This window comes from Mesorhizobium sp. WSM4846, from assembly GCF_055811415.1.
In genome coordinates this window covers 205388-229661 of the sequence record NZ_JBVVPZ010000001.1, presented here as the reverse complement: position 1 = coordinate 229661, position 24274 = coordinate 205388, and the positions used below count along the sequence as shown (strand labels likewise).

Below are 24274 nucleotides of genomic sequence, written 5' to 3'. Positions count from 1 at the left end.
TAGAACGATTGCCGCGAGCCAGCTATTCGAGATTTCCGAAGATTTCGTCGAGCTTCTCTTTGACGTCGTTCTTGTTGTCGAAAGTAAAGAAGGAGTCATTGCCTTTCGACCCCTTGGCATTTTCCTCGGTCTCAGTGTCATCGTTGACTATCATACGATAGCCGCCTTTTTCCGACTTCACCATTGTAATCGTTACATCTTTCATTATGCATCCTCCTCTTCCATGTCGGAGACTGGGCAGACATGCGGCTGGTGACGAGCGGATTAAAGTCACTGAGCCGCCTATCCGAAGCCGCGACTCGTCCTACACCGACACCTGTGCCTACTGCAGTTCAATTGGATCTTCAGACCACCAGAGGTACCCTTTACTACTGCTATTGGTGTCTTTCCAATAAACAAGAGCTATTCCCACTGCTGGTCCCGGCAGGAATGTTCCCCGGTTGTAGAGTCGGACGTTCGCAATCCAGTGGCCCGCCACCGCAAAAGCGCCGCTGCCTCTCGATCCGTGGTAGGTCTGGGCGCTACCCGTGCTCGACTGGACAATCCAAGCGTCGACCCACCTCGGCGTCGGGTTGCCAGGAAGGCCAGAAAGATCCAACGGCCCTGTTGAAAAGTCCACGCGTCCACTAGTTATATTCTGTATGGGGTCCCAATTGCCTCCTGCCATGATATCCCTCCAATCGCTGCCCGCGGCTCACGGTTCAATGGGCGGCAGCAGATCTCACCGCTCGCTAACTATGTCTCATCTTGTCCAACTCGCCTAGTAAACCGCTTGGGCTAGCTCTGCTGTGTGCAGTTATTAAAGGATTCTTCGCATACGCAGTCACATGATGCCATTCCTGGCAACGTCATGACAACACAACTGCATGCTTCATGCGTACTCAGCACTGTTTGTTAGGTGGTAAGGAATGCGTCCTGAAAACGCGCGACACGAGGTGTTTGCCCAAGCGCTTAGTAAGGGTAAGTCACAGGCCAAAGCCTACGCCGAAGCGGGCTACAAGCCATCAGTGGCGCTCGCGTCTCGCTTGGCAACGAATACCATAGTAATGACCCGTGTTGCCGAGCTGCAGGCGGAGGCGGCTCAGAAGGCAACCGACGCCCTCTCCTTCGAAGCCGTCGACCTGTTCCGGCGTTTTGAGAGGGACATTGCAGAAGGCCGCTGGTGATCGACCCGTGAAGGGGGCAGGATCCAGGTGTCACAGGACTCTATGAGCGGCTCAAGGACGGGTTTGTTCTCGAACTGCGCGGAACGCTCGAAATCAAAGGAAAAGGCCGGATGGTCACCTGGTATCTGATCGAGCGCAGGCTGACATAGGGATTCTGATCACCGTCGTTCTCCGCGACCTAGTGCCCAAAGGAACCCTGGTTCAGTCCGCAGTTTGGCAAATGGCACACCTGCCTCTGCCGGGTGGCTCAAACAGGGGCCGCGTTCGCACGGTGCCGGAGGCACTCCGGTGCATATTCAGAGGCCCACGCATCCTCCATTCGGAGGAAAGCCGCCTCTATTTTCAGGAGAGCCGCGGAAGATGGCTCGGTACGCTAATTGTGGTATCTTAGTTGAGAGGCAGTTGCTCATGCGTCGGCTGCGACATGAGCTTTGAGGAGTTCCGGGGCATCGGCTATCGAAGATGCAGTCTCGTCCCAGGCGCTGTCGAAGCTAACTGGGTTGGCTTACGACCGCACGCTTGATACGTCGCTCCGTCGGACAGGAGGGTCAGATAGCGAACAAGTCTCGAGTCCCCAGCAAAACACCGCGCGCTGCAAAACCAAAGGGTGTTCAGGCCTTTACGGTGAACGGCATCGAGAGTCCGCAGCCGTTTCTCGCGGCTCAGCTCTCGGACTCAGCCTCTCCGTCCGGCGCCGCGAGAAAGGCCGCGATGTCGCCCGAGGAAGTGTCGGCGCGCGTCCGCGAGTTCAACCTGAAGCCGACGGTCAGCGAGGCGCAACTGTATGCCGCGGTGAACCGCATCAGCGACGCGGCGGTCCCGATCGCCAAATTGCCGGAAGACATCCGCGAGACCATCGCCACCCTCAAGCCGGCAATACGCAGCTTCCACGGCGCGAAGATGTCGCTTGCCTGGTTCCCGCTTCTGCCACTTGCCTCGCCGTGTGCGGACAAATTCGGTTATATGTCGTCCTGGCTGACGAGGGCGGCGACGCGGTTGCAATTTACGCCGGCGAACCAGGCGCTTCTCGACACCCTGGGCGACTTGATGGCCGATCCCGGCCGCGAGACATCGCCGGATTCGGTCAATCCGGCAGGCTTCACATACGTCGGGCAGTTCGTGGATCACGACATCACGCGCGACGTGTCTTCGCCCCTCGACGCAGCGACCGACGCCGAGACCATTCACAATATGCGGACGCCGGCGCTGGACCTCGATTCGCTGTACGGAGACGGACCAGCGTTGCAGCCATTCCTCTACGTCTTTCCCTCGTCGGGTCCCCCCCCGACAGCAATCAGATTTGAACTCGGCACAAACCGCAACGCCGGGCCCGGCGGCCCGGCCGGCAACATAGGCCATGAAAGCGGCATGCAAGTGCAAACGGACTTCGACGTGCCACGTGTCCACAACCCGCTGAATCCCGGGGGGTCCTCCAACACGGCGATCATCGGCGATCCCCGTAACGATGAGAACCTCATCGTTACGCAGTTCCATCACGCAATGCTTCGATTCCACAATCAAGTCGTCGATCTGCTCGTCGCCGCGAACTTCGCCGGCGATATCTTCACCGAAGCCAAGCGGCTCGTGACACATCACTATCAGTGGGCTGTAGTTTACGACTTCCTGACGCGGATTTGCGGCAGCGCGACGGTGACCAACGCAATCAACGCTGTGAGCGCGCCGATCAACAGCCCGTTCCGCATGCCCGTCGAGTTTGCCGTGGCCGCCTACCGATTCGGCCACAGCATGGTCCGTGACAATTATTGGGTGAGCTTTCGATTCCAGAACGCCACCATGGCGCAAGTGTTTAAGTTTGCTCGAAATCCGAACTTGCCGGTGCTGTCAAGTTGGGTCGTGGACTTCAACGCGTTCTTCGACACGGGGGTACCCGTGCCGATGAACAATAAGGCCCGCCGCATCGACAGCGTGCTCGCGTCCGAACTCGAGAACCTGCCCAGCTTTACCGGGATCATGAAGGTCCTCGCACGTCGCAACCTGCAGCGCGGACTAGCGCTCGGCTTGCCGAGCGGTCAGGGCATGGCGAAGCACTTCCGAGTTCAACCAATGACATCGGCGCAGCTCACGCAAGGTCTACCGGCCAACGAAATCGCCGCGTTGAACGCGGGCGGCCAAGTGCTGCTCAAGAAGACGCCGCTCTGGTACTACGTCCTGCGTGAGGCCGCAGTGCTTGGCGGCGGCGACCGCCTCGGACCAGTCGGCGGCCGCATCGTTGCCCGGACATTCGTCCGTATGCTGAAGCGGGACGGCAACTCGTTCCTGAATGTGAATGACGGATTCACGCCAATCCTGCCGTCGAAGGTGTCAGGGACGTTTACGTTCGCCGACTTGCTTATCTTTGCAGGCGTCACGCAGCCTTGAAAAGCTCACGCTTGTACGGACCAATGGCAGGCTAAAGGTCCGCTGCAATTTCTACCGCCTCTGGCCAGCACCCAGCGGCGCTCGGAATGAAACCGCCGCGCAGCAGGGTGCAATCTCAGTTCTTGACCGTGTCTTCCAGAAAAAACCGGCCGAGCGGATTCTGGTAGAAGTTCTCGATGTTATTACGCGAGACGTTGATGAACGGGCTGTAGTACAGATCGATCCAGTTGACGTCCTCTTTGGCCATCTTCTGCAGATCGGTGTACATTTGCTCGCGCTTGGCCGGATCCATCTCGACGCGCGCCGCCGCGACCAGTTCCTTGACCTTCTCGTTGTTGTAGCGGGTCATGTAATTCATGTTCGCGTCGTGGCCGAGAACGAAGGTGGTCTTCTGGTCTGGGTCGAGGATGTCGTTGGTCCAGTAGTTGACACAGACGTCATAGTCGCCGGCCACCAGCATGTCCCATTCCTGGCTCGGGTCGACCTTCTGGATGTTGACGGTGACTCCGGCTTTGGCGAGTTGCTGCTGCAGCAGCACGGCCGTCTGCTCGACGATCTCGTCGCCGGCCCGCACGACGTAGTTGAGCGTCAGGTCCGAGGCCCCGGCGTCGGCCAGCATCTGCTTGGCCTTTTCCGGATCGTAGGGCCGCTTCAGATTGTCGGCGTAGTAATAGAGCGCGCCCTTCGGGACGTAGGAGTTTGCGACCTCGCCGTAGCCGAACGTCACCGTGTCGACCACAGCCTGCTCGTCGATGGCCATGTCGAGGGCCTGCCGAACCTCCTTCTTCGCCAGCGCGCCATGCTCGTGGTTGATCAGCAGGTGATCCTCGCGGGTCGACGGGTCGAGATGGACGGTGAGGTTGGAATCCTTCTGCAGTTCGGCGACGCGTGAGAACGGCACAAAGATCGCGGTGTCGAGCTGGCCGGCCTGCACGTTCAGCATGCGGGTGTTATCGTCCGGCACGGAGATCCACTCGATGCCGTCGAGGCTGACACGATCGGCCTCCCAGAAATGCGGGTTTTTCGCCAGGATGACACGGTCGCCGCGCCTCCATTCCGTGATGGTGAAGGCGCCAGAGCCGATGGGTGTTTCGGCGTATTTCTCCGGACCGAGCGTCTCGAAGCCCTTCTTGGAAAGAACCGAGGCGATCGGGAAAGCCAGCGTCGCCAGGAACGGCGCGGTCGCCTGCTTGAGTTTGATCGTGACGGTCTTTGGATCGGTTGCCTCGACCGTGTCCATCACCTTGAAAGGATCCGCCCACAGCGAGCCCTCGTCATCCCTGATGCGGGTGAGGCTGAACACCACGTCGTCGGCCGTCAGGTCGGAGCCGTCCGAGAACTTCGCGTCGCGCAGCTTGAGCGTATAGGTGAGGCCGTCCGGGCTGACCTCCCAACTCTCGGCGAGACCGGGCTCCAGCTTGGTGCCCGTCTTGTCGACGCGGATCAGCACGTCATAGACGTTGGCGAACACCCATAGGTCGATGTTCTGGGCGGTCTTGATCGGATCGAAGGTGGTCGAGTCTTCGCGCCGGCCAATCGTGAGTACGCCGGCGGCTTCTGCGAGCGTCGCCCCCAGGGACAGGCTGGTCATAACGGTGACCAAGCCGATGCGCATCCATTTGCTTCTTAACATCGGTATTCCCCTTCTGGTTTGCCTTTGGTTTCAGTTTGCGACCCCGTCGGCCTGCGGGGTCGCCATCTTCGAGGGAGCAAGCAGCGGCTTGTCCGGATCGATATGCGGAACGGCGGCAATCAGCGCGGCGGTGTAGTCATGCTTCGGCCGGGAGAACACTTCCTCCGACCGACCTTCCTCGACGATCACGCCACGGTGCATCACCACAACACGCTGGCAGAGATTGCGAACGATTGCGAGATCGTGGGCGATAAATATCAGCGTGAGCGACATACGTTCCACCAATTCGCGGAACAACGCCACGATCTGCGCCTGGATGGTGACGTCGAGGGCGGCCACGCACTCGTCCGCAATGATAAGTTTCGGGTCGACGGCGAGCGCGCGAGCTATGCCGGCCCGCTGGCATTGGCCGCCGCTCATCGAGCGCGGCTTGCGGTCGAGGAACGCGCGCCCCAAGCCGACCAGGTCGAGCAGTTCGCTGCAGCGTGCCGGAATTTGCGCGGTCTCGATCTTGCCCTGTACCCGCAGGACCTCGGCCAGCATCTTGCCAACGGTGAGATGAGGATTGAGGGCGTTGTAGGGGTCCTGGAAAACCATGGCGGTTTGACGTCGCAGCATGCCGAGGACTGCGCGACCCGACGCGATGTCCGTACCATCGAACCGTATCGTGCCTGACGAGACCGGCGTAAGTCCAAGGACGGCGCGCCCCAGAGTACTCTTGCCGCTTCCGGATTCGCCGACAATGCCGACCGTTTCGCCCGGCATGACACGGAGTGTGATCCCATTGACGGCATCAACCGCGCCTCGCCGGAACAGGCCGCCCGTGGCGAAGCGCACGTGCAGCTTCTCGATGTCGACCACCGGCACCGCTCCGGGTGTCCGGAGCTTCTCAGCCTTTGCCGGCATGTCCTCCTCCGGCAGCGAGGGATGACTGGCGATCAGCGAACGGGTGTAGGCATGCGCCGGCGTCGCAAGCAGACCGCGCTTCTCTCCAATCTCCACCAGTCGACCTTGCCACATCACCGCGATGCGGTCGCAGACTTGGGCGACGATGCCGAGATCGTGGCTGACCAGGATCACCGAGAGTCCACGCCTGGCGCGGATGTCCATCAGAAGTCGCAGGATCTGCGCCTGTATCGTCACGTCGAGTGCCGTCGTCGGCTCGTCGGCGATCAGGATCCGGGGATTGCTCGATAACGCCGCGCCGATCATGGCGCGCTGGCGCATGCCGCCGGAGAATTCGTGCGGGTAGCTATCGTATTGCCGAGCCGGATCCGAAAACCCGACCTGGGCGAGGATATCCACCGCCGCGGCGCGCGCCGCCTTGGCGTCCAGCCGCTGGTGAAAGCGGATGCCCTCGGTAATCTGGTCGCCGATCCTCATGACCGGGTCGAGATGGCTGCTCGGATTCTGAAAGATCATGCCGATTTCACCGCCGCGCACCGCGAGCATCTCGGCTTCCGGCGCGGTCGTCAGCTCACGCCCGGAAAGTGTGATCGAGCCACCGCTGATCCTGAGCCGGCTCGATGGCAGCAGCCTAACGAGTGAGCGGCAGAGCAGGCTCTTGCCCGACCCGCTCTCGCCGACCAGCCCGAGCACTTCTCCCGGGGCGAGATCGAGCGATACGGCATCAAGCAGGGTACGCTCCCCGCCGTCACCGTCATGGACGACCGTCAGGTCGGTGACCTTGAGCAGCGCCGCGATCACTCGTGAACCCCGAACAAATCGGCCAGCCCGTCGCCGATCATGCTGAAGGCGAAGGCGAGCGTCACGATCGCAAGCCCCGGGAACAGTGTAATCCACCAAGCGGTGGTGACGAAGGCTTGGCCTTCCGCCACCATCACGCCCCACTCAGCGACTGGCGGCTGCACGCCCAGCCCGAGATAGCTAATGGCCGCGCCACTCAGCAGGACGAGGACCGCGTCGGACATCGCGAAGACGACCGAGCCGGCAGCGGCATTGGGCAGGAGGTGACGGAACATGATGCGCATGCGGCTGAAGCCGAGGCTGACCGCCGCAACCGCGTAGTCGTGGTTCTTGAGCACGAGCATCTGGGCGCGGATGAGCCGCGCGTAGGAAACCCAGCCGACGAGGGCCATGGCGATGTAAAAACTGGCCAGGCCAGGCCCGAGGATCGCAATGATCGACAGCATCAATACCAGGAACGGGAAGGCCAAGATGACGTCGACCAGCCGCATGAAGATGGCGTCGACAATCCCGCCGAAGAAGCCGGCTACCGTGCCCAGCGTGGTGCCGATGAGAAAGGGGAAGATAACGCCGATGACGGCGATCTTGAGGTCGATGCGCGTACCCCAGATGACGCGCGAGAGGATGTCGCGGCCGAAATTGTCGGCCCCGAACGGGTGCAGCCAGGACGGCCCCTGGAGCCGTGCTGTCGCGTCCTGGGCGATCGGATCGTAGGGCGCGATCAGCGGCGCGCCGAGCGCGAGGACGACGAACGCCCCAAGCAGGAAGACGCCGGCCGCCAGCGTACCGCGGCGGCGAAAGCGGCCCTTCCTGCCGAGCGCGGGCGCGGCCAAGGGCTCGCTCACAGCTTCACCCTCGGATCGAGAGCCACCGTGACGATGTCAGCCAGGAAGTTGATCAGCACGGTGGCGCAGGCGAAGACCATCGCCACGCCCTGCACGACCATGTAGTCGCGCGAGAAGATGGCGCGCACCAGCAGCTGGCCCATGCCGGGCAGCGCGAAGACGGTCTCTACCACGACGGTGCCGCCTAGCAGCCAACCTATGTTTACGGCGAGAAGGTTGACGGTCGGCACCAACGAATTTGGCAGCACGTGGCGCCAGAACACGATGCTCTCCGGCATGCCGCGCGCGCGCGCGGCAGTCGCCACGTCGGACTTCAAGCCTTCGACCATCGCCGCACGCAAGCTGCGCGCCAGAACGGTCGACAGCGACAGCGAGACAGTGAGGCTCGGCAGCACGAGATGTGCAAGCTTTTCAGAAAGCGTGTTGCCGTAACCGGACACCGGGAGAATGGCGAGTTCGACGCTGAACAGGATGATCAGCATCAGGCCGAGCCAGAAGGGCGGGAAGCCGATGCCGAAGGTGGAAACGATGCGGATAACTTGGTCGGCCAGCCTGCCCTGATTGCGCGCCGCGATCGCCGCCACCGGCACGGCGATCAATACCGACAGCACAACGCTGCAAAGCACCAGCGTCATAGTGGGCTCGATGCGCGTGGCGATCAGCTTCAGCACATCGATCTTGTAGAGGATCGAGCGCCCCATCTCGCCGTCCGCGAGGTTGCGCAGGAAGTAGAAATACTGGGCGAGCATGGGCTCATCGAGGCCGTACTGGGCGCGGATGCGGGCGATCGCTTCGGGGGTGGCGCGGGCGCCGAGCAGAACGCGGGCGGGGTCGCCAGGAATGAGCCGGACCAGGACAAAGGTAACCACGCTGACGCCGAACAGGACCGGAAGAAGCTGGATCGGGCGATAGAGGACAAACTTGTACCGATGCATGTCTCACCGTTCCAATGTTCAGTGCTTCATGTCTTCGCCCCGTGACGCGACAGGAAGTCGATCAGCACGCGGTAGTAGTCCTCAGGGTTCTCATAGAAGGGCATGTGGCTGGATTCGCGCATCATGCTCACTTCCGCTTTGGGATGGCAGTGTTCTCACCCTTGCCGAAGTAAGCCCTGATCCTATGGCCATCGACACGGATGTCGACCTGATTGTCGGGGCTGATATCACGCCACATGGTTTATCCCCATTTCATGAAAGACGCAGTGTATCCGCCGACGGTCCGCCACCCTCGGCAGTTTATTCCTAAGCCATCCTTTCGCAACTATAAGGTTCGAGGTCATCTCGTCAGAGACAAATGAGACTGGCAACAGGCATGCCGGATTGAAACGATGAGGCACCAATTCACACGGCATGAGACCCTCGACGGGCGCATTGATCACGCCTTTGAAGCCGTGAAGAACTTCGGCGCCATGACCCGGTCTAACTGCTGGCCGCACGCACCTCGGTGCCCTTCTTCTGGAACTACCAACCAGGAGCCGAAACACGCATCAGCCATTTCCTGACGTCGGAAGCCGAACCGGTGGCTATCTGCTCGACCATGACATGCCGGCCGGCGTGACGGTCCCGATCCATATGCCGCAGGCGGCTACGTCACCGTGACGGGGACGCTGGCGCCCGGCGCCACCGCGCGAGACCATGCAAAACATCGCCGATTTTGGCCTGCTGGCGCAGGTCTTCCACGAGGTGGCGTACCAAGCTTATGCGGCTACGGTGCAGGATCTGGCATCGGTCCACCTCACCGCGCCGGAAAAGGCAGTGTCTCGGCCACTGTGCAAACGGCTACTCGGCGAAGGAAATCTCGCGTCTCATTGGTCGTTCGGCCCAACGGTCGTGCTTCACTTGAGCACGGCGGCAAAAAAGCTGGGGGCCCGAAACCGCACCCAGGCGGCAGCCATGGCGGTCCGCCTTGGCCTGCTGAGCGAGTCCCAGGCCGCTAGCGACTACGCGACGGTCGCCAAGACGAGAAGTTGACTTCCGGCGCCCGGTATCGACTATACGCTCCGTCTCAGGCAACAGGAGTCCCGCGGTGGCGAGCAAGGTCCATCTTTCATCCCTGAAGCGGTCGCTCGACGCCCTGCCTGAAAGGTTCAAGGGTCCGGGCGGCGTCGTGGGCGTCGTGGCCGACGGCGAGGTGCTGGCCCGGCAGGCATGGGGATATGCCGACCTGGCGAGCGGCCGAGCAATGACGACGGCCACCCGGCTGCCGATCTGCTCGATCAGCAAGCAGTTCACGTGCGGCGTGCTTCTGGATCTTGTGGGCGACCCTGCTCGCTTCGACGACCGTGTGAGGGAGTTCCTGCCGCGCCTCGAGGGCCGGTTGCCGCGTGTGGCGGACTTCTGCAACATGCAATCGGGCCTGCGGGACTACTGGGCGCTGACCGTCGTGCATGGCGCGCAGCCCGAAGGCGTCTTCGGCCGCGACGACGCCAAGCCGCTTCTCGCCCGCATGCGTACCACCCACTTCGAGCCCCGCAGCAGCTATTCCTATTCCAACAGCAATTTCCGCATCCTATCCGACCTGCTGGAAAATTTCGCGGGCCGTTCGCTGGCTGAGCTTTACGCCGACCGGTTGTTTGGACCTGCGGGCATGGAAACCGCGCTTCTGACTGCCGACACCAGCAAGCCTGTGGATGGCGTGATTGGCTACGAAGGCACCGACCAGGTCGGCTTCTTTCCCGCCACGAATCGCATCTTCTGGACCGGCGATGCCGGCATCTCGGCTTCGCTGGACGACATGCTGGCGTGGGAGCGCCATATCGATGACACCCGCGACGAGGATGACGGCCTCTATCGGCGTTTGTCGCTGCCGCAGACGTTCAGCGACGGCGCACCTGCGCGCTATGGCAATGGCCTTGCGCACGAGACGGTGGACGGCGTCGCCGTGACGGGGCACGGGGGTGCCTTGCGCGGCTTCCGCCTGCAGCGCATGCATGCGGCGTCGAAGCGGTTGTCGGTGGTCGTCCTGCTCAACCATGAAGCCGATGCCCATGGGGCGGCGCGCATGGTGCTCCGCGCGGTCCTTGGTCATGATGAGATCCCGGCTTCCGACCACCCAGCCGATCCGACCTGGAACGGCCACTATTTGGACAAGACGAACGGCCTTCTGCTCAGTGTAAAGACGGATGGCGCATCGCTCGATGCACACTATGCCACCGCGTCCGACCGACTGCGTCTCAACTCCAAGAACAGTGCCGAGGCGCCCTCGATGACGTTGACGCGTGATGGCGACGCCGTCCGGTTGAACCGCGCAGGTGAAAATCTCAGCGCCCGTGCGGTCCGCGTCACTGGGGAGGCCAGCCCGGGGCTTGAAGGAAAATACTTCTCCAGCGAACTGGACGCTTGGCTGGAAATCGACAGGGCCGGCACCGCGCTGTTTGGCCGCTTCGAAGGCCTGTTGGGTCGCGGCCCCATGCACACGATCTACCCGGTGGGGCGGGATGTCTTCGTCCTGTCTTGCCAGCGTTCGATGGACGCTCCCGCGCCTGGCGACTGGACCATCCAGATCGTACAGGACTCTGCAGAACGCATTCGCGGCCTCGTCGTTGGCTGCTGGCTGGCCCGGAACATCGCCTACGGGAAAGTCCACTGAAGGCCCTCTTTAATGGCGTTTTTGAAAGATCCGACCGATTGTCGTCGCGCGAGCGACATGGATGATCGGACCGTCCGCGAAGCGACGACCCATCGGGGCGGCGGAATGCATTCAGGAAGCTGAACATTCGAGCGTACTCAGAACTCCCCGGAGCCGGAGACGGAAGCTGACTTCTACGACCGGGAGGAGGCGTAAACCCGACCTCAGACTACGCTAGCCGGAATGTCCGCTTCCAGGGGAAAGCAAAGTTTGCCTCAACGGCCGATATCAGGCGCTAAGCGGACAGGTTCCACGATCAGCCAGTGCGCAGTTAATCGACCACACCACTCAAGGTATCAGCACGACCTTGCCGGTCGAGCGGCGCTCCTCCAGCAGGCGGTGCGCTTCGTTGGCCCGGTCAAGCGGATAGCGGCCGCCTTGCGTCACGGCAACCTGGCCGCCGGCGGCCAGTTGGAAAAGCTCCGACAGGCTGGCCCTGAGGCCGTCGGCGGAGTGCAGCGGAAGCAGGGAAAAACCTCGAAGTGACTGGTTTCGGGTGATCATCGCTTCCAGTTCCGCAGCGCCGATCGCGTATCTGCCCAGCGCCGCAAAGACCAGCTCTCCACCTGGCGCGAGAACCTCCAGCGATGCCGCCGTCATCGCGCCGCCGACAATGTCGTAGACGACATCGACGCCGGCGCCGCCAGCCGCCTCCCGCACTCGCGCGGGCCAATCCGACGTGCTGTAATCGACCGCGGCATCGGCTCCAAGCGACAGGGCAAGATCGAGCTTGGCCCTGCTGCCGGCGACCGCGATCACGGCGCTTGCGCCCTGGCGTTTGGCGAGTTGGACCAGCAGGGACCCGACACCGCCTGCAGCTGCAGTGACCAGCACGGACTTGTCGGCGGGCGGGCTTTGCCGCAGCAGATGAAAGGCCGTCAGCCCCTGCACCATCAAAGCCGTCGCATCTTCGAACGAGAGCGCGTCCGGCAGTGGAACGGCCAGCGTTGCGTCGATCGTCACATAGTCGGCATAGCCGCCATACGGGTGCGTTGAAGCGAACAGCGGCGCAGCTATGCGTGTCTCGGCCAGCGAGATGTCGACCCCGTGACCAAGCGCCTCCACGATGCCGGCAGCCTCGACGCCGAGAACCATCGGCAATTGCGGCGTCACCGCGTAGCGATCCCCGCGCATCAACACTTCGAAGAAATTCACGCCGGCCGCATGAACGCGGATCAGCACCTCGCCTGTTTGCGGCTCTGGCTTCGGCATCTCGACGACGTCCAGGACGTCGGGACCGCCGAAACGGTTCAGCTGAATGGCTCTCATGGCATGCATCCATCGCTATGGCATCGGCTGCTGTTTGCCACTATCTGCCTGATCGCGACTACACACTCATTTGTCCCCTGCTGACCAGGAGGTGACCATGGCAATGCCGACCAAAACGGGGCCGACCAAAAGGGAGCCGACCAAGAAGCTGCCAACCAAGAGACTGCCGCTGCTGCCGGCGGAACGCGCGCTAAAGGTGATCTCGGGCCGATGGAAGGCTGTCATTCTCTACCATCTCTTCGACGGCCCCCGGCGGCTGTCGGCGCTGAAGACGCTGGTGCCTGATATCACCCAGAAAGTGCTGATCCAGCAGCTTCGCGAAATGGAGGAACACGGCCTTGTCAGACGCGAGATCTTTGCCGAGATCCCCTCACGCGTCGAATATTCGGCGACGCGCCTCGGCCTCAGCCTCGAGCCTGTCCTTCTGGCGCTCTGTGAGTGGGGCCAGCACTATGCGGATGAGCTGAACGAAATGGACCGCGTTACCGATTGCATCATCAGGCCTCGGCAGGCGCGCCCGTCAGCCATCGCCTGAATACCAGCCACTGCCTGAATCAAAAGGGGCGACGCAAGCGCCGCCCCCGAAATCCTTCTAGGCATGAATCCTTGTGAGGATTGTCCTGGTCTGCGGTTCAGGCCGCCTTGACTTCCTCGGCCACCGCGTCGGCCTGGCGCGCCGCCTTCAGCACTTTGGCCCACCATGCAACGTCGTTGACCAGCGCGGTCGCCGCCTGGTTCAGGTGCTCGAGCTCCTCGAGCTTCTTTTCACCTTGCCGGACGGCAAGGAAATCGCCCCAGGCAATATGGACTGCCGACTTGACCGGCGCCATCTGCAGCTCGACCGCATGCAGCCTCAGCTGCTCGACGGCACGCGCGCCGCCGACGCTGCCATAGCCGACGAAACCGGCCGGCTTCTTGTTCCATTCATTGGCGGCGTAGTCGATCGCGTTCTTCAGCACGGCGGTCGGGCCATGGTTGTATTCGGCGGCGGTGAAGATGAAGCCGTCGAACTCGGCGACCTTCTTCTGCCAGCGCTTTGCCACTTCATTCTGCGACGGCGCCCAGGCGGACGAGGCGACCTCGTCGAAGAACGGCAGCGGGAAGTCGCGCAGGTCGACCACTTCCACGTCGATGTCGGCATGCGACTTGGCGATCTTGGCGATCCACTGGGTCGGAACGTCGGCGAAGCGAGCGGCGCGGGTCGAACCGACGACAATGGCGATTTTGGGTTTGGACATAGAGGGGCTCTCCTTCAGGCGAATTTCTGGTATCGTTTAGATACCTGAGCTATATGAGTGACTGCGCCGACGAGGCGCAAGGAGGCACCTTTTTGATACCAAGGCACCCGCACCGCACCGAGGACTGCCGCGCCATCTCGGAAATCCTGCAGCGCGTCGGCGACAAATGGACCGTGCTCGTCGTCGGCAAGCTCGGTGACGGGCCGCTGCGCTTCAACGAATTGCGCAGCGCCGTCGGCGGCATTTCGCAAAAGATGCTGACCACCACGTTGCGCGGGCTGGAGCGCGACGGCTTCGTCACCCGCACCGTGTTTCCGACCATTCCGCCACGCGTCGACTATGAGCTGACCGACCTTGGCTACGAGCTGCTTGTGCCGGTCGGCGCGCTCGGCGAATGGGCGCGCAAGAACACCGAGCGGGTCAAGGCCGCTCGCGCGAGGTTCGATGGGCTTCATGCCTGAAACTCTTGCGCTGCAAGGGTTTGCGCAGGCGCGTAGCGTAGACGAATTCTACGGCTGCATCTGCATTCCGGCCCGCACGGCTTCTGTCCCGTTTCGATTTCGGGCTCGGTTGACCACCTTGCCGTCGATGGCGCCCCTCGCCGCAATTGCTTACGCTCCTCGCGCCGGTGTCTTACGTCGCGTCGCAGGCAGATTTCGCAGCTCGGCACTTGCCGCTTGAGGGTGCGGTTTTCGGACCGCAACTGGCTGCGGCCTCGTCTCGTTTGACCTCGCTCAGGCGGTCGCGGCCATCAAACAGAACAAGGCGAAGCGCGCCTGCCAATGCGCCGTTCAGCAATCATTGACGCATTGTCCATGCGCTGCCGGATATGGTCACGGCAATGTGCAAACGCGACGCATCGCCATTCGCATGCAGGAGGCTGGCAGCGGCGCGCCGATTAAGCTGACTGCGTCCAGCCGGTCAGCTTTCCGCCGGAACGGCCTTCGGCTTGCCTTCGCCGTCCAGCGCCACCATGACGAAGTCGGCGTGGGTGACCTTCTCCATCAGGTCGGAGAGGTAGCGCTGCGCCCATGCCTCGACCTTGAGCGTCATCGAGGTGCGGCCGACGCGCTCGACATGCGTATAGATGCACAGCGTGTCGCCGATCTTCATCGCCTTGGCGAACGACATTTCCTTCACCGCTGCCGTCACCACGCGGCCCTTGGCGCGCTCGGCGGCGCGGATGCCGCAGGCCAGGTCCATTTGCGCCATCACCCAGCCGCCAAAAATGTCGCCCGCCGCATTGGCGTCCGAAGGCATGGCCAAGGTCCTCAGCGTCAGATCGCCGATCGGCCGCCCGTCCGCGTAATGCACCATGCGCCAAAATCCCCTCGATATCGATCTTCTCCCGTATCGGGATGGCACCGATGCGTCAACGCGCACTGCCAAGTGCTAGACTGCGCACAGTGAGTTGAGAAAGGCAGCTGACATGGAACTAGCCTCTCGCCCTCTGACATCAGATCGATGGCCCACGCTCGAGGAGCTGTTCGGTGAGAGCGCCGTCTGCAGTCGCTGTTGGTGTATGTACGGGCGTATCGGCAGTTCTTATCGAATGCGACCAGGCGAGGAAAACAAGGCGGCGTTTCGACAAGCCGTCGAGCATGGTCCGCCTCCAGGCGTACTTGCTTTCGACGGCGTTACTGCTGTCGGCTGGTGCCAGGTGACACCGCGCGATGCCGTGCCCTGGCTCGATCGGCTGTGGCAGTTGAAGCGGGTGGATGATGCGCCGGTCTGGTCCTTGTCCTGCCTCTACGTGCGAAAAAAATACCGCCTGCAAGGCATCACGTCTCACCTGATCGCAGCGGCGCTGCAAGCTGCAAGGCGCGCAAACGCCCCTGCACTCGAGGCCTATCCTTTTGATGCCGGCGTATCGCCGAGCGCTTCCGGCAGCGGATACGCCTCCACCTTCGCTCGCGCCGGGTTCAGGGCCGTCGCCCGCAGGGTGCCAGCCCGCCCGATCATGCGTTATGATTTCACGCAAAATGCTGATGATGGCGTGTAATGCTGGACCGCTTGGTCACGCGGCAAAGGCCGCTTCGGGCAGGACACCAACTGCAAATGAAGTGCCGGTCGCTTTTTTCACAGGCGATGCCGGAAGCTCCGGTGATCGCGGCGGCTTGCGGCGTCTAGGTTGAGCGAGAATTCGGAGCTGGCCGCAGCCATCATGCAGACCTATGATTTCATCATCGTTGGCTCCGGCTCGGCCGGCTCGGTCGTGGCCGAAAGACTGTCGGCTTCCGGCCGCTTCTCGGTTCTGGTGCTCGAGGCCGGCGGCAGCGACCGGCGTTTCTACGTCCAGATGCCGCTCGGCTACGGCAAGACCTTCTTCGATCCGGCGGTCAACTGGAACTACAAGACCGAGCCGGACCCCGGCCTTGCCGGCAATGTCGACCACTGGCCGCGCGGCAGGTTGCTCGGCGGCTCGAGCTCGATCAACGCCATGGTCTGGATTAGGGGCGCGCGCGAGGATTTCGACGCTTGGGCAGCGGCCGGCAATCCCGGCTGGGGCTTCGACGATCTGCTGCCCGTCTTCAAGGCGCTGGAGGATAATCAGGCCGGCGCCGATCAATGGCGCGGCGTTGGCGGTCCGCTGCATATCACCGACTGCTCGACCTCGGTCCATCCGCTGACCAAGCGCTATCTGGCGGCCGCCAATCACGCCGGCCTGCCGTTCAATCCGGATTTCAACGGCGCCTCCCAGGAGGGCGCCGGCATCTATCAGATCACCACCAAGAACGGCCGCCGCATGTCGGCGGCCCGCGCCTTCCTGCGCCCGGCGATGAAGCGCAAAAACCTCCGCGTCGAGATCAATGCGCTGGCGACCAGGATCCTGTTCGAGGGCAAGCGCGCCGTTGGCATCGAGTACCTGCAGAACGGTGAGACGAAAAAGGCCCGCGCCGGCCGCGAGGTCATCCTGTCCGGCGGCTCGATCAATTCGCCGCAATTGCTGCAGCTCTCCGGGGTCGGCCCGTCGGCGCTGCTCGGCGCGCTCGGCATTGCCGTCGTCCACGCCAATGAGAATGTCGGCGCGAACCTGCAGGACCATGTCGGCATCAACTACACTTTCAGGGGCAGGCTGCCGACGCTCAACCAGATCCTGCGCCCGTGGTGGGGCAAGCTCATGGTCGGCATGCAATACATGCTGATGCGCTCCGGCCCGCTGTCGCTGTCGATGAACAATGCCGGCGGCTTCTTCCGCACCGATCCGGCGACGGCACGGCCCAACATGCAGCTCTATTTCCAGGCGTTCTCGACCGTCATTCCGAAGAGCGGCGAGCGCCCGATCCTGACGCCCGATCCGTGGCCGGGCTTTTCCATCGGCCTGTCCAACTGCCGTCCATCGAGCCGTGGCGAGATCATGATCCGCTCCGCCAATCCGCGCGACTATCCGAAGATCGTCGCCAACGCCTTTTCGACCGAGGCTGATGTCGCCGAGATGCTGGCGGCGGTGAAGTTCATCCGGAAGATCGCCGCAATGCCGGCAATGGCCGAGATCATCGAGGAAGAGGTGTTGCCGGGCCTGTCAATCACCTCCGACGCGGATATCATCCAGGATTTCAGAAAGCGCTCGGGCACTGTCTACCACCCGGTCTCGACCTGCCGCATGGGGCCGGACGCCACCGCCGCTGTCGTCGACCCGCGCCTGCGGGTTCACGGCCTCGCCGGCTTGCGGGTTATCGACGCCTCGATCTTTCCCGATAACATCACCGGCAACACCAACGCCGCCGCGATCATGACCGGATGGAAGGGCGCCGAACTGGTTCTGGAGGATCAAAAATGAAAATCACCGACGTCAAAACCTGGGTTGTCGGCAATCCGCCGCCCGGCATCGGCGGCAAGTATTTCATCTTCGTCAAGCTCACCACCGACGGCGGCGTGGTCGGCTATGGCGAGGCCTACAACGCCACCTTCTCGGCCCATGTCACCGCAAGAATGATCGAGGACATGGCCGAGCGCTATCTGATCGGCCGCGATCCGCACGACATCGAGAACTTCTTCCGCCGCGCCTATTCGTCCGGCTTTACCCAGCGCCCGGACGTGTCCGGCATGGGCTGTTTTTCGGCGCTCGAAATCGCCTGCTGGGACATCATCGGCAAGGAGGCCGGCAAGCCGGTCTACAAGCTGCTCGGCGGCCAGGTTAACGAAACGCTGCGTTCCTATACCTACCTCTATCCGCACAGCGGCAGCGTCCATTCGGAAGATGCCCGCGGCAACAACGTCTACAACGACCCCGACCTGGCGGCCGAATGCGCGCTCGAATATGTCGAGCAGGGTTTTAATGCCGTCAAGCTCGATCCGGCCGGACCCTACACCGCCTTTGACGGTCACCAGCCGCGTCTCGTCGACATCGATCTCTCCGCCCGCATGGTCAAGGCGATCCGCGAGGCGGTCGGCACAAGGGCCGACATCCTGTTCGGCACGCATGGCCAGTTCACCGCATCGGGCGCGCTGCGCATGGCCCGCGCCATCGAACCTTACGATCCGCTGTGGTTCGAGGAACCGGTGCCGCCCGACATGCCCGAAGTGATGGCGCAGGTGGCGCGCGGCACGTCGATCCCGATCGCCACCGGCGAACGGCTGACAACGAAATTCGAGTTTGCCCGTGTCATCGAGAACCGCGCCGCGACCATCCTGCAGCCCGACCTTGGCCGCTCCGGCGGCATTCTCGAAACCAAGAAGATCGCCGCCATGGCCGAGGCCTATCACATCCAGATCGCCCCGCACTGCTATTGCGGGCCGATCGTCGGCGCGGCCAACATCCAGCTTGCCGTGACCTTGCCCAATTTCCTCATCCTGGAATCGCTGAAGCAGTGGGACGGTTTTCACGAAAAACTGCTGAAGAAGAAGATCGAGTGGCAGGACGGCAACGTCGTTCCGTCGAAGGAGCCGGGCCTTGGCGTCGAGCTCGACGAAGCCGTATGCGAAGCGCATCCCTGGACCGGCACGGAGCTGCATTTGCAAATGATGCAGACGCCGTTGACGCCGTGAACGCGCGCGAGAGTCACGCGTTCATCGGCCGCGGGGTCTCCCGGCCAGGCTCAAGCTATGCCGTCAGGTAATTGTCATGCGATTCCAGCATGTTGTCCTGGCCGCCTAAATCACGATCGAAGCGACCGGAACCAAGGTCTCAACAGCTTGATTCAATACCTCAGCGTCAGCGCGCCGGGCAGGATCTCGAAGGTCGCCGGTATGCGCCCCGGCGACTCGCCGTCTATGTCGACCAGCGCGCCGTTCTTTTTCACATCGCCGAGCGGTTCGACGACGACTTTCCTGCCGCGCAAAATGGTGATTGCCGGATGGTTGCGATGCCGGCCGCCATAGAGCAGACGGATGTCCCAGATCAGCTTCAGCTTGCCAGCCGCGCGCAGGATGACGATGTCGAACTGGCCGTCGTCCAGTTGGGCATCCGGCGCGATCATCATGCCGGCGCCGAAGAATTTTCCGTTGGCCACCGCCACCAGCGCGACGCGCGCCTCGACCGGGACGCCGTCGTCGACGGTGATCACGACGTCCTGGAACCGGTAGCGCATGAATTCCCACAGGGTGCGCCAGTAGAACAGCGCCTTGGCCGACACATTGCCCTTGCGCTTGTCGGCGTTGACCGCGCGGTCGGTGGCGCCCGACAGGCCGAGGCTGGCGATGTTGATGAAATGGCGGCTGGCCAGCGCGCCATGGTCGTCGACATAGGAGATGCGGCCGGCATCGACCCGGCGGGCCTTGGCCTCGGCGATGCGCTTCAGCGTCAGGTCGACCTCGTCCGAAAGGCCGAGCCCGCGGGCGAAATCGATGCCGGCGCCGCAAGGCAGCAGGCCGAGTTCGGCCGTCCGGCCGCTTTCCGCAAACGCCTGCAGCAGCCCGTCGGCGACTTCGCTGGCGGTGCCGTCGCCGCCCGCCGCGATCACCAGGTCGCAGCCGCTGGCGGCAAGGACCAACGCCAGCCTTTCGCCGTCGCCGGTCGCCTGCGTCTCGCGCAGCTCGAAATCGCCGAAATGTTTCCTGAGCGAAGCGCTGACCTCGGGCCAATGCCGCTTGAGCCAGCCGCCGCCGGCAATCGGATTGAGAACCACCCCGACCTTCAAGAATGCCTCCCCATAGGATAGCAACGACACTGCTGTCCTAAAATCCTTCGCCGGCATTGAAGCCCGCGCCGTAGTGTGGGGCAAGAGCAGAATCCTGCAGCTCGCCGCAGGATGGGCGTGTCCCGCCCCGCATCTCGGCAAAATAAACGCGCCGATGCAGGCGCTGATCCCCGATAATCCCGCAATCCACAGGCTCGCAGCCGTTTCGCCAAACGCTTACCTCCCGTACATTAAACCCATCTCAGGCGGCTACCGATTGCCAAGTCGAAAGGCGAAGCGAAACGGAAGATTTCCTGAGGCCCGTACAGCCCCGAACGCAGGCTTGCCTGTTTTGAGGACCGAGACTACGGGGCCGCGGAAAGCGTGCGAACGCCTACGGCGGACCGATGCTGCCATGAAGGACGGCAAAAACCTTCGATGGCGCGCTGGACGAAGCTTGCAAAGGTGGAGACTGGCGAGGTCCCGAACGGACGCTGCCCTCGGGCGGTGGCTGGCAGGACCGTCAACATCAAGGCCGGCATGGCGCGACGTCTTTACGGAAGTTGCTGCCGCGACCGTGTCCTGATCTGACAGGGAGGCGCTGGGAGAAATCCCGGCGCCGACTGTTTTTGGGGCTGCTCTCGCGATTTGACCGCCTGTCTCTCGCGGTTCGCCCGGAGCGAAGCTTCCTGGTGTTGATTCAGAAACTGGCAGCAGACCTCAAGTTCGGGCTAACCCGCCGCCGCGTCCGTTGCGCCGATCTTGCGCACCAGCGCCGCCGTCGCCAGCATCGCCCCCATGTCTGATATCATCGGCGCAACATGCTTGGCGTAGTCGAGCGGCACCGAGATATCAGGCAGCTCGAAAAAATTCCTCGTCTGCGGCAGGAGTAAAAAGCCGTCGCTGCCATTGAGCGCGACCCGCGCCGGATCATCAGGCCATGTCTCCTTGAGCCATGTCAGTGCCTGCGCCAGCCGGCCGCTCACCAGCGGCTGCGCCGCTTCGACATTGTCGCTGCGGAAGTCGTAGGCGGCATCGAGTTCGGGCACCCCGCATGACAATTCCTGCATCTTGCTGGCGAACATGCCGCGGAAGAACCCGACGGCCATGTCACTCCGGCGGGCGGCCACCAATATGCCGGGGAACGGCACCAGGGTCTCGAAGGCAACGACGATCCCCTTGAATGCTATCGTGCCGCCCGTGCCTTGCCGGAGATCGGCTTCGTAAAGCTCGAACGGAAATCCCTCGTAGCGGCCGGATACGATGTCGTCGAAGCGCTTGGCGTTGAACGTGCCGATCGTCTCGCGCGGCAGCCGGTCGAACGAATTCGGTGTCACCTCATGCTCGTAGCGCAGGTCCCTGATGAAGCCGAAGATGATCGGCAGCAGTGTCTTGCGGTGCTGCAACCTGCTCGTCGGCTTGATCACCTGGAAATAGAGCAGGATCGCCGCCACCAACCCGACGACATAGAGCAACACATGCGGCGTCGAGAACCATTGCTCGTAGGGATCGGCGATCCTGTTAAAAAGCCAGGCGACAAGCGCCACGAACACCAGCACCAGGCCGATGAACAGCGGCACCCGCCAGCGGACTTGCCGGTAGGCCGAAGCCCTTTCGGCGTCATAGGCCGCGAGATTGCTCCTGATGCCGGCGATGTCAGTTTCATCAGGCATGAAATCCGCTGCTTCCATCGCCATCCCACCGTCGAAATGATCGAACACCCAGCTCGGACAATAGCCGGTTTTGCGGAAAGTCGCGCGACTACAGCGTTGGGATGGTGGTGAGCCCACACGATTTATCCGAGCCATCAGTCAACTGTGGCCATCAATTCCCGTTACCAAAAACCGCAACGAAACGGTCCGTAACGTTTTGCCTTAATGCGCCCTCCAGCGCCTCAATGGGAACCAGCCGCTCATGGTCGCCGGCGCGCAGCCGCATGAAGGGATGCAGCCGGTAGGCGGCAATGGCGCCACGCGTGTCGGCGTCGGCGCTGATATCGACGGTCAGGATGCCCCCGATGCGGCCGGGCCATGGCTGGCGGGCAAAGGCGGTGCCGAGGAAATCGCCGAGCCCATAGGCGACGAGCGCCTTGCCGATCCGCTCCACCGGCTGCACGACATGGGCATGGTGGCCAGCGATCAGCCCGACGCCCTGCGCGGCCAGACGCCGGCTCAGCGCCCGCGTTTCAGCCTGCGGAAAATGCCGGAATTCCCAATCCCAATGTGGCACGGCGCAGGTAAGGTCGACGGCGTCGCGGCGCGGCCATCGTGCCGGGTCGCCTTGCATCGACACACGGCCGGCGAACGCCGCCGCGCCGGCATTACGCCACAGCGTGAAGGCGGCAAAGCCTATTGTCAGCGGCCCGACAGCGAGGCGTTCGACCGGACCGGCGGCCGCGGTACCGATGCTGCGGATGCCAAGCCGTTCCAGCGCTGCCACGGTCTCGTCAAAACCCTCGACGCCCTGGTCGAGCGCATGGTTGTTGGCGAGCGACAGCACCAGTTTATCGCGCGAGATGCCGACGGCGGCCAGCGCCTCGGCAAGAAACCGCTCGGTCATGGCATGACGAGTGCCAAGCTTTGTGCCCATCGCCGCGCTCGGTCGCTCCAACACCGGGCTTTCGCAATTGCCGATCACCAGATCGGCAGAGCCGAGCAGCGTGGCGATCGCCGGGTCGCATTGCGGCGCGATGCGATTGGCCACCGCCGAGATATCGCCGACAAAGGCGAACCGCACCGTCCGCGCCGGTGGCGGCTCGATCATGATTCCTGCCGCCGGCGCAAAGCCTTGGCGATCGCCGCTGAGCGAAGGCTTCAAGAAGCGTGGCAGCCAGGACAATTTGTAGGGAAGCGGATAATTCGACACGCGCAGCCTGCACCGGGATGAATGACCACGGTAAACGATGCGGCCGATATAGCGAAGCGCCTCCGTTCGCAATCGAGCGGCCAGATGCCCGCAGTAGGCGCAACACACAGGATGAGTATATTGTTGCCGCCGAACGGCATACCGGAGGACCAAAATGACGCGATTTTCGAGCCTGCTCGCATCCGCCCTTCTTCTGCTGCTGCCGGTTGCTTCCGCCGGTGCCGCGGCCCCCGAACCGGCCGCCCTGTTCGAGGCAAAAACCGTAGCCGACCGCGACAGCACGCTTGCTGCGCTGGAAGCCGCTGCGCCCACTGATCCTGCGTCGGCCTACGCCGCCGGCGCCGGCCAATTCTTCACCGCGCTGGAGATCCTGGCCGGCGGCCTGCACCGCCACGGTTTCGAAAGCCCGCAATCGTTCATGCTGCCGCTGATGCGGCTGCCGGTGCCGGACAATCCCAATCCCGAGCCACTGACCTACGACGGCTTCCGCGCCATCCTGGTCGCCTTCCGCGATCGGCTGGAAAAGTCCGCAGCCACGCTTGGATCCGTGCCTGCCGATGCCGACATCGGCATCGAGGTCGACCTCACCCGTCTCGGCATCGACCTCAACGAGGACGGCCAGATCGCGCCGGACGAAAGTGCCGCCGCAATTATGGCGTCCCTGTCACGCGGCGGTGCGCCAGACCCGGCCGCACCCGCCCTCACCTTCCGCTTCGACCGCGCCGACGGCTACTGGCTGCAGGGCTATGCCGAATTCCTGATGGCGCAGGCGGATTTCTGGCTGGCGCATGACTTCAGCAACGCCTTCGACGGCTCGTTCCACATGCTGTTTCCGCGCGCAAAACTGCCGCTGCAGGACACGCTCGTGCCGCCGGACGGCGGCATGAGCGGCGGCATGTTTTCGGCCGAGTGGCGCATCGCCGACTTCATCTCGCTGGTTCATCTGGTCAATTGGCCGGTGGTCGAGCCGGAGCGCCGCCAGGCGGCGCGCCGCCACCTCATGGAAATGATCCGGCTGTCCCGCGAAGACTGGAAGGCGATCCGCGCCGAGACCGACAACGACCGTGAATGGCTGCCCGGCCCGCAACAGAAAGGCGCCAGCCCGCTCACCGGCCTGGAGGTCGGCGAGGAGCAGGTCCAGGCCTGGCACGCCGCGCTTGATATGGCTGAGGACCTGCTCGAAGGCCGCACCTTGCTGCCGCATTTCCGCTTCGCCGACAAAGGCATCAACATGAAGCGCTTCTTCGACGAGCCAAAGCCCTTCGACCTGGTGCTGTCGATCACCGGCCCGGCCATCGCGCCCTATCTCGACAGCGGAAAGATCCTCACCAGCGAAGAGTTCGACCAGATCCGGCGCCAGTTCGGCGGCGCCGGGTTTTTGACCTTTGCGCTGTGGTTCAACTGAGGGCGCGTTCGACATCGCTCCTGACACCCTTGTGTCAGCAGCCTGGTTTCCTCTCGCGCCCCTGGCCACTCCGCTCTTTCC

20 protein-coding genes and 1 pseudogene are annotated in these 24274 nt (G+C 62.9%); 10 read left to right on the top strand and 11 right to left on the bottom strand.

Translation table 11 applies throughout. From position 1 onward, the window contains the following. Positions 1-22 precede the first annotated feature (22 nt). Positions 23-205 carry a hypothetical protein gene (locus tag AC0L15_RS01155; protein WP_287057087.1) on the bottom strand — a complete coding sequence of 61 codons (183 nt, stop codon included), beginning with the start codon at positions 203-205 and terminating at the stop codon, positions 23-25. Between the two features lie 703 nt (positions 206-908). On the opposite strand from AC0L15_RS01155, the gene AC0L15_RS01150 reads away from it, so the two are divergent. Together AC0L15_RS01150 and AC0L15_RS01145 are read left to right on the top strand one after the other, a co-directional pair. Continuing rightward, positions 909-1166: a terminase small subunit gene (locus tag AC0L15_RS01150; protein ID WP_287246417.1), complete on the top strand. Its 258-nt coding sequence runs from the start codon at positions 909-911 to the stop codon at positions 1164-1166. A gap of 624 nt (positions 1167-1790) precedes the next feature. Beyond that, positions 1791-3545 carry a peroxidase family protein gene (locus AC0L15_RS01145; RefSeq protein WP_287246416.1) on the top strand — a complete coding sequence of 585 codons (1755 nt, stop codon included), beginning with the start codon at positions 1791-1793 and terminating at the stop codon, positions 3543-3545. A gap of 115 nt (positions 3546-3660) precedes the next feature. Here AC0L15_RS01145 and AC0L15_RS01140 read toward each other — a convergent pair whose 3' ends face one another. The 4 genes from AC0L15_RS01140 to AC0L15_RS01125 are packed head-to-tail and all read right to left on the bottom strand — an operon-like array spanning position 3661 to position 8665. After that, positions 3661-5160 carry an ABC transporter substrate-binding protein gene (locus tag AC0L15_RS01140; protein ID WP_287246415.1) on the bottom strand — a complete coding sequence of 500 codons (1500 nt, stop codon included), beginning with the start codon at positions 5158-5160 and terminating at the stop codon, positions 3661-3663. A 48-nt stretch (positions 5161-5208) separates the two neighbouring features. Continuing rightward, positions 5209-6885 (bottom strand): dipeptide ABC transporter ATP-binding protein, encoded by a 1677-nt coding sequence (locus AC0L15_RS01135; RefSeq protein ID WP_287246414.1) that lies wholly within the window; start codon positions 6883-6885, stop codon positions 5209-5211. Next, entirely contained in the window at positions 6882-7730 is an 849-nt protein-coding gene (locus AC0L15_RS01130; protein ID WP_287057094.1) for an ABC transporter permease, read from the bottom strand. The genes AC0L15_RS01135 and AC0L15_RS01130 overlap by 4 nt, the downstream gene beginning before the upstream one ends. Continuing rightward, positions 7727-8665: an ABC transporter permease gene (locus AC0L15_RS01125; RefSeq protein WP_287246413.1), complete on the bottom strand. Its 939-nt coding sequence runs from the start codon at positions 8663-8665 to the stop codon at positions 7727-7729. Before AC0L15_RS01125 ends, AC0L15_RS01130 begins: the two co-directional genes overlap by 4 nt. A gap of 392 nt (positions 8666-9057) precedes the next feature. Between AC0L15_RS01125 and AC0L15_RS01120 the strand changes: the two are divergent. Together AC0L15_RS01120 and AC0L15_RS01115 are read left to right on the top strand one after the other, a co-directional pair. Then, a pseudogene (locus AC0L15_RS01120) lies at positions 9058-9700 on the top strand (helix-turn-helix transcriptional regulator). Positions 9701-9755: 55 nt separating this feature from the next. Further along, the gene (locus AC0L15_RS01115; RefSeq protein WP_287246412.1) at positions 9756-11318 is read left to right on the top strand and encodes a D-aminopeptidase; all 1563 of its coding nucleotides are present in this window, start codon (positions 9756-9758) and stop codon (positions 11316-11318) included. 327 nt (positions 11319-11645) lie between these two features. Here AC0L15_RS01115 and AC0L15_RS01110 read toward each other — a convergent pair whose 3' ends face one another. Continuing rightward, on the bottom strand, positions 11646-12626 hold the full coding sequence (locus tag AC0L15_RS01110) for a quinone oxidoreductase family protein (protein WP_287246411.1): 981 nt from the start codon (positions 12624-12626) through the stop codon (positions 11646-11648). A 103-nt stretch (positions 12627-12729) separates the two neighbouring features. Between AC0L15_RS01110 and AC0L15_RS01105 the strand changes: the two genes are divergently transcribed. Beyond that, complete coding sequence (locus tag AC0L15_RS01105; protein ID WP_287246610.1) at positions 12730-13161, top strand: winged helix-turn-helix transcriptional regulator; 432 nt, start codon at positions 12730-12732, stop codon at positions 13159-13161. A gap of 97 nt (positions 13162-13258) precedes the next feature. On the opposite strand, the gene AC0L15_RS01100 is transcribed toward AC0L15_RS01105, so the two are convergent. Continuing rightward, complete coding sequence (locus AC0L15_RS01100) at positions 13259-13864, bottom strand: NADPH-dependent FMN reductase (RefSeq protein ID WP_128176248.1); 606 nt, start codon at positions 13862-13864, stop codon at positions 13259-13261. Between the two features lie 92 nt (positions 13865-13956). Here AC0L15_RS01100 and AC0L15_RS01095 point away from each other — a divergent pair, with 92 nt between their 5' ends. Beyond that, on the top strand, positions 13957-14325 hold the full coding sequence (locus AC0L15_RS01095; protein ID WP_031255233.1) for a winged helix-turn-helix transcriptional regulator: 369 nt from the start codon (positions 13957-13959) through the stop codon (positions 14323-14325). 460 nt (positions 14326-14785) lie between these two features. On the opposite strand, the gene AC0L15_RS01090 is transcribed toward AC0L15_RS01095, so the two are convergent. Continuing rightward, complete coding sequence (locus AC0L15_RS01090; protein ID WP_027151084.1) at positions 14786-15181, bottom strand: acyl-CoA thioesterase; 396 nt, start codon at positions 15179-15181, stop codon at positions 14786-14788. Between the two features lie 112 nt (positions 15182-15293). On the opposite strand from AC0L15_RS01090, the gene AC0L15_RS01085 reads away from it, so the two are divergent. The 3 genes from AC0L15_RS01085 to AC0L15_RS01075 all read left to right on the top strand — a co-directional run bounded on the left by AC0L15_RS01085 (position 15294) and on the right by AC0L15_RS01075 (position 18853). Further along, complete coding sequence (locus tag AC0L15_RS01085; protein WP_473495812.1) at positions 15294-15866, top strand: GNAT family N-acetyltransferase; 573 nt, start codon at positions 15294-15296, stop codon at positions 15864-15866. Positions 15867-16028: 162 nt separating this feature from the next. After that, positions 16029-17645 (top strand): GMC family oxidoreductase, encoded by a 1617-nt coding sequence (locus AC0L15_RS01080; RefSeq protein WP_287246609.1) that lies wholly within the window; start codon positions 16029-16031, stop codon positions 17643-17645. Further along, complete coding sequence (locus tag AC0L15_RS01075; protein ID WP_287246409.1) at positions 17642-18853, top strand: mandelate racemase/muconate lactonizing enzyme family protein; 1212 nt, start codon at positions 17642-17644, stop codon at positions 18851-18853. Before AC0L15_RS01080 ends, AC0L15_RS01075 begins: the two co-directional genes overlap by 4 nt. 152 nt (positions 18854-19005) lie before the next feature. Here the strand turns inward: AC0L15_RS01075 and AC0L15_RS01070 are convergent, their stop codons facing one another. From AC0L15_RS01070 to AC0L15_RS01060, 3 genes are all read right to left on the bottom strand, one after another. Then, the gene (locus AC0L15_RS01070; protein ID WP_287246408.1) at positions 19006-19944 is read right to left on the bottom strand and encodes a diacylglycerol/lipid kinase family protein; all 939 of its coding nucleotides are present in this window, start codon (positions 19942-19944) and stop codon (positions 19006-19008) included. Positions 19945-20654: 710 nt separating this feature from the next. Then, positions 20655-21614, bottom strand: a complete 960-nt coding sequence (locus AC0L15_RS01065; RefSeq protein ID WP_473495850.1) for a hypothetical protein — start codon at positions 21612-21614, stop codon at positions 20655-20657. A gap of 133 nt (positions 21615-21747) precedes the next feature. Further along, positions 21748-22788 (bottom strand): CapA family protein, encoded by a 1041-nt coding sequence (locus tag AC0L15_RS01060; RefSeq protein WP_287246407.1) that lies wholly within the window; start codon positions 22786-22788, stop codon positions 21748-21750. A gap of 154 nt (positions 22789-22942) precedes the next feature. Between AC0L15_RS01060 and AC0L15_RS01055 the strand changes: the two genes are divergently transcribed. Next, positions 22943-24193 carry a hypothetical protein gene (locus AC0L15_RS01055; RefSeq protein WP_473495811.1) on the top strand — a complete coding sequence of 417 codons (1251 nt, stop codon included), beginning with the start codon at positions 22943-22945 and terminating at the stop codon, positions 24191-24193. Positions 24194-24274 lie beyond the last annotated feature (81 nt).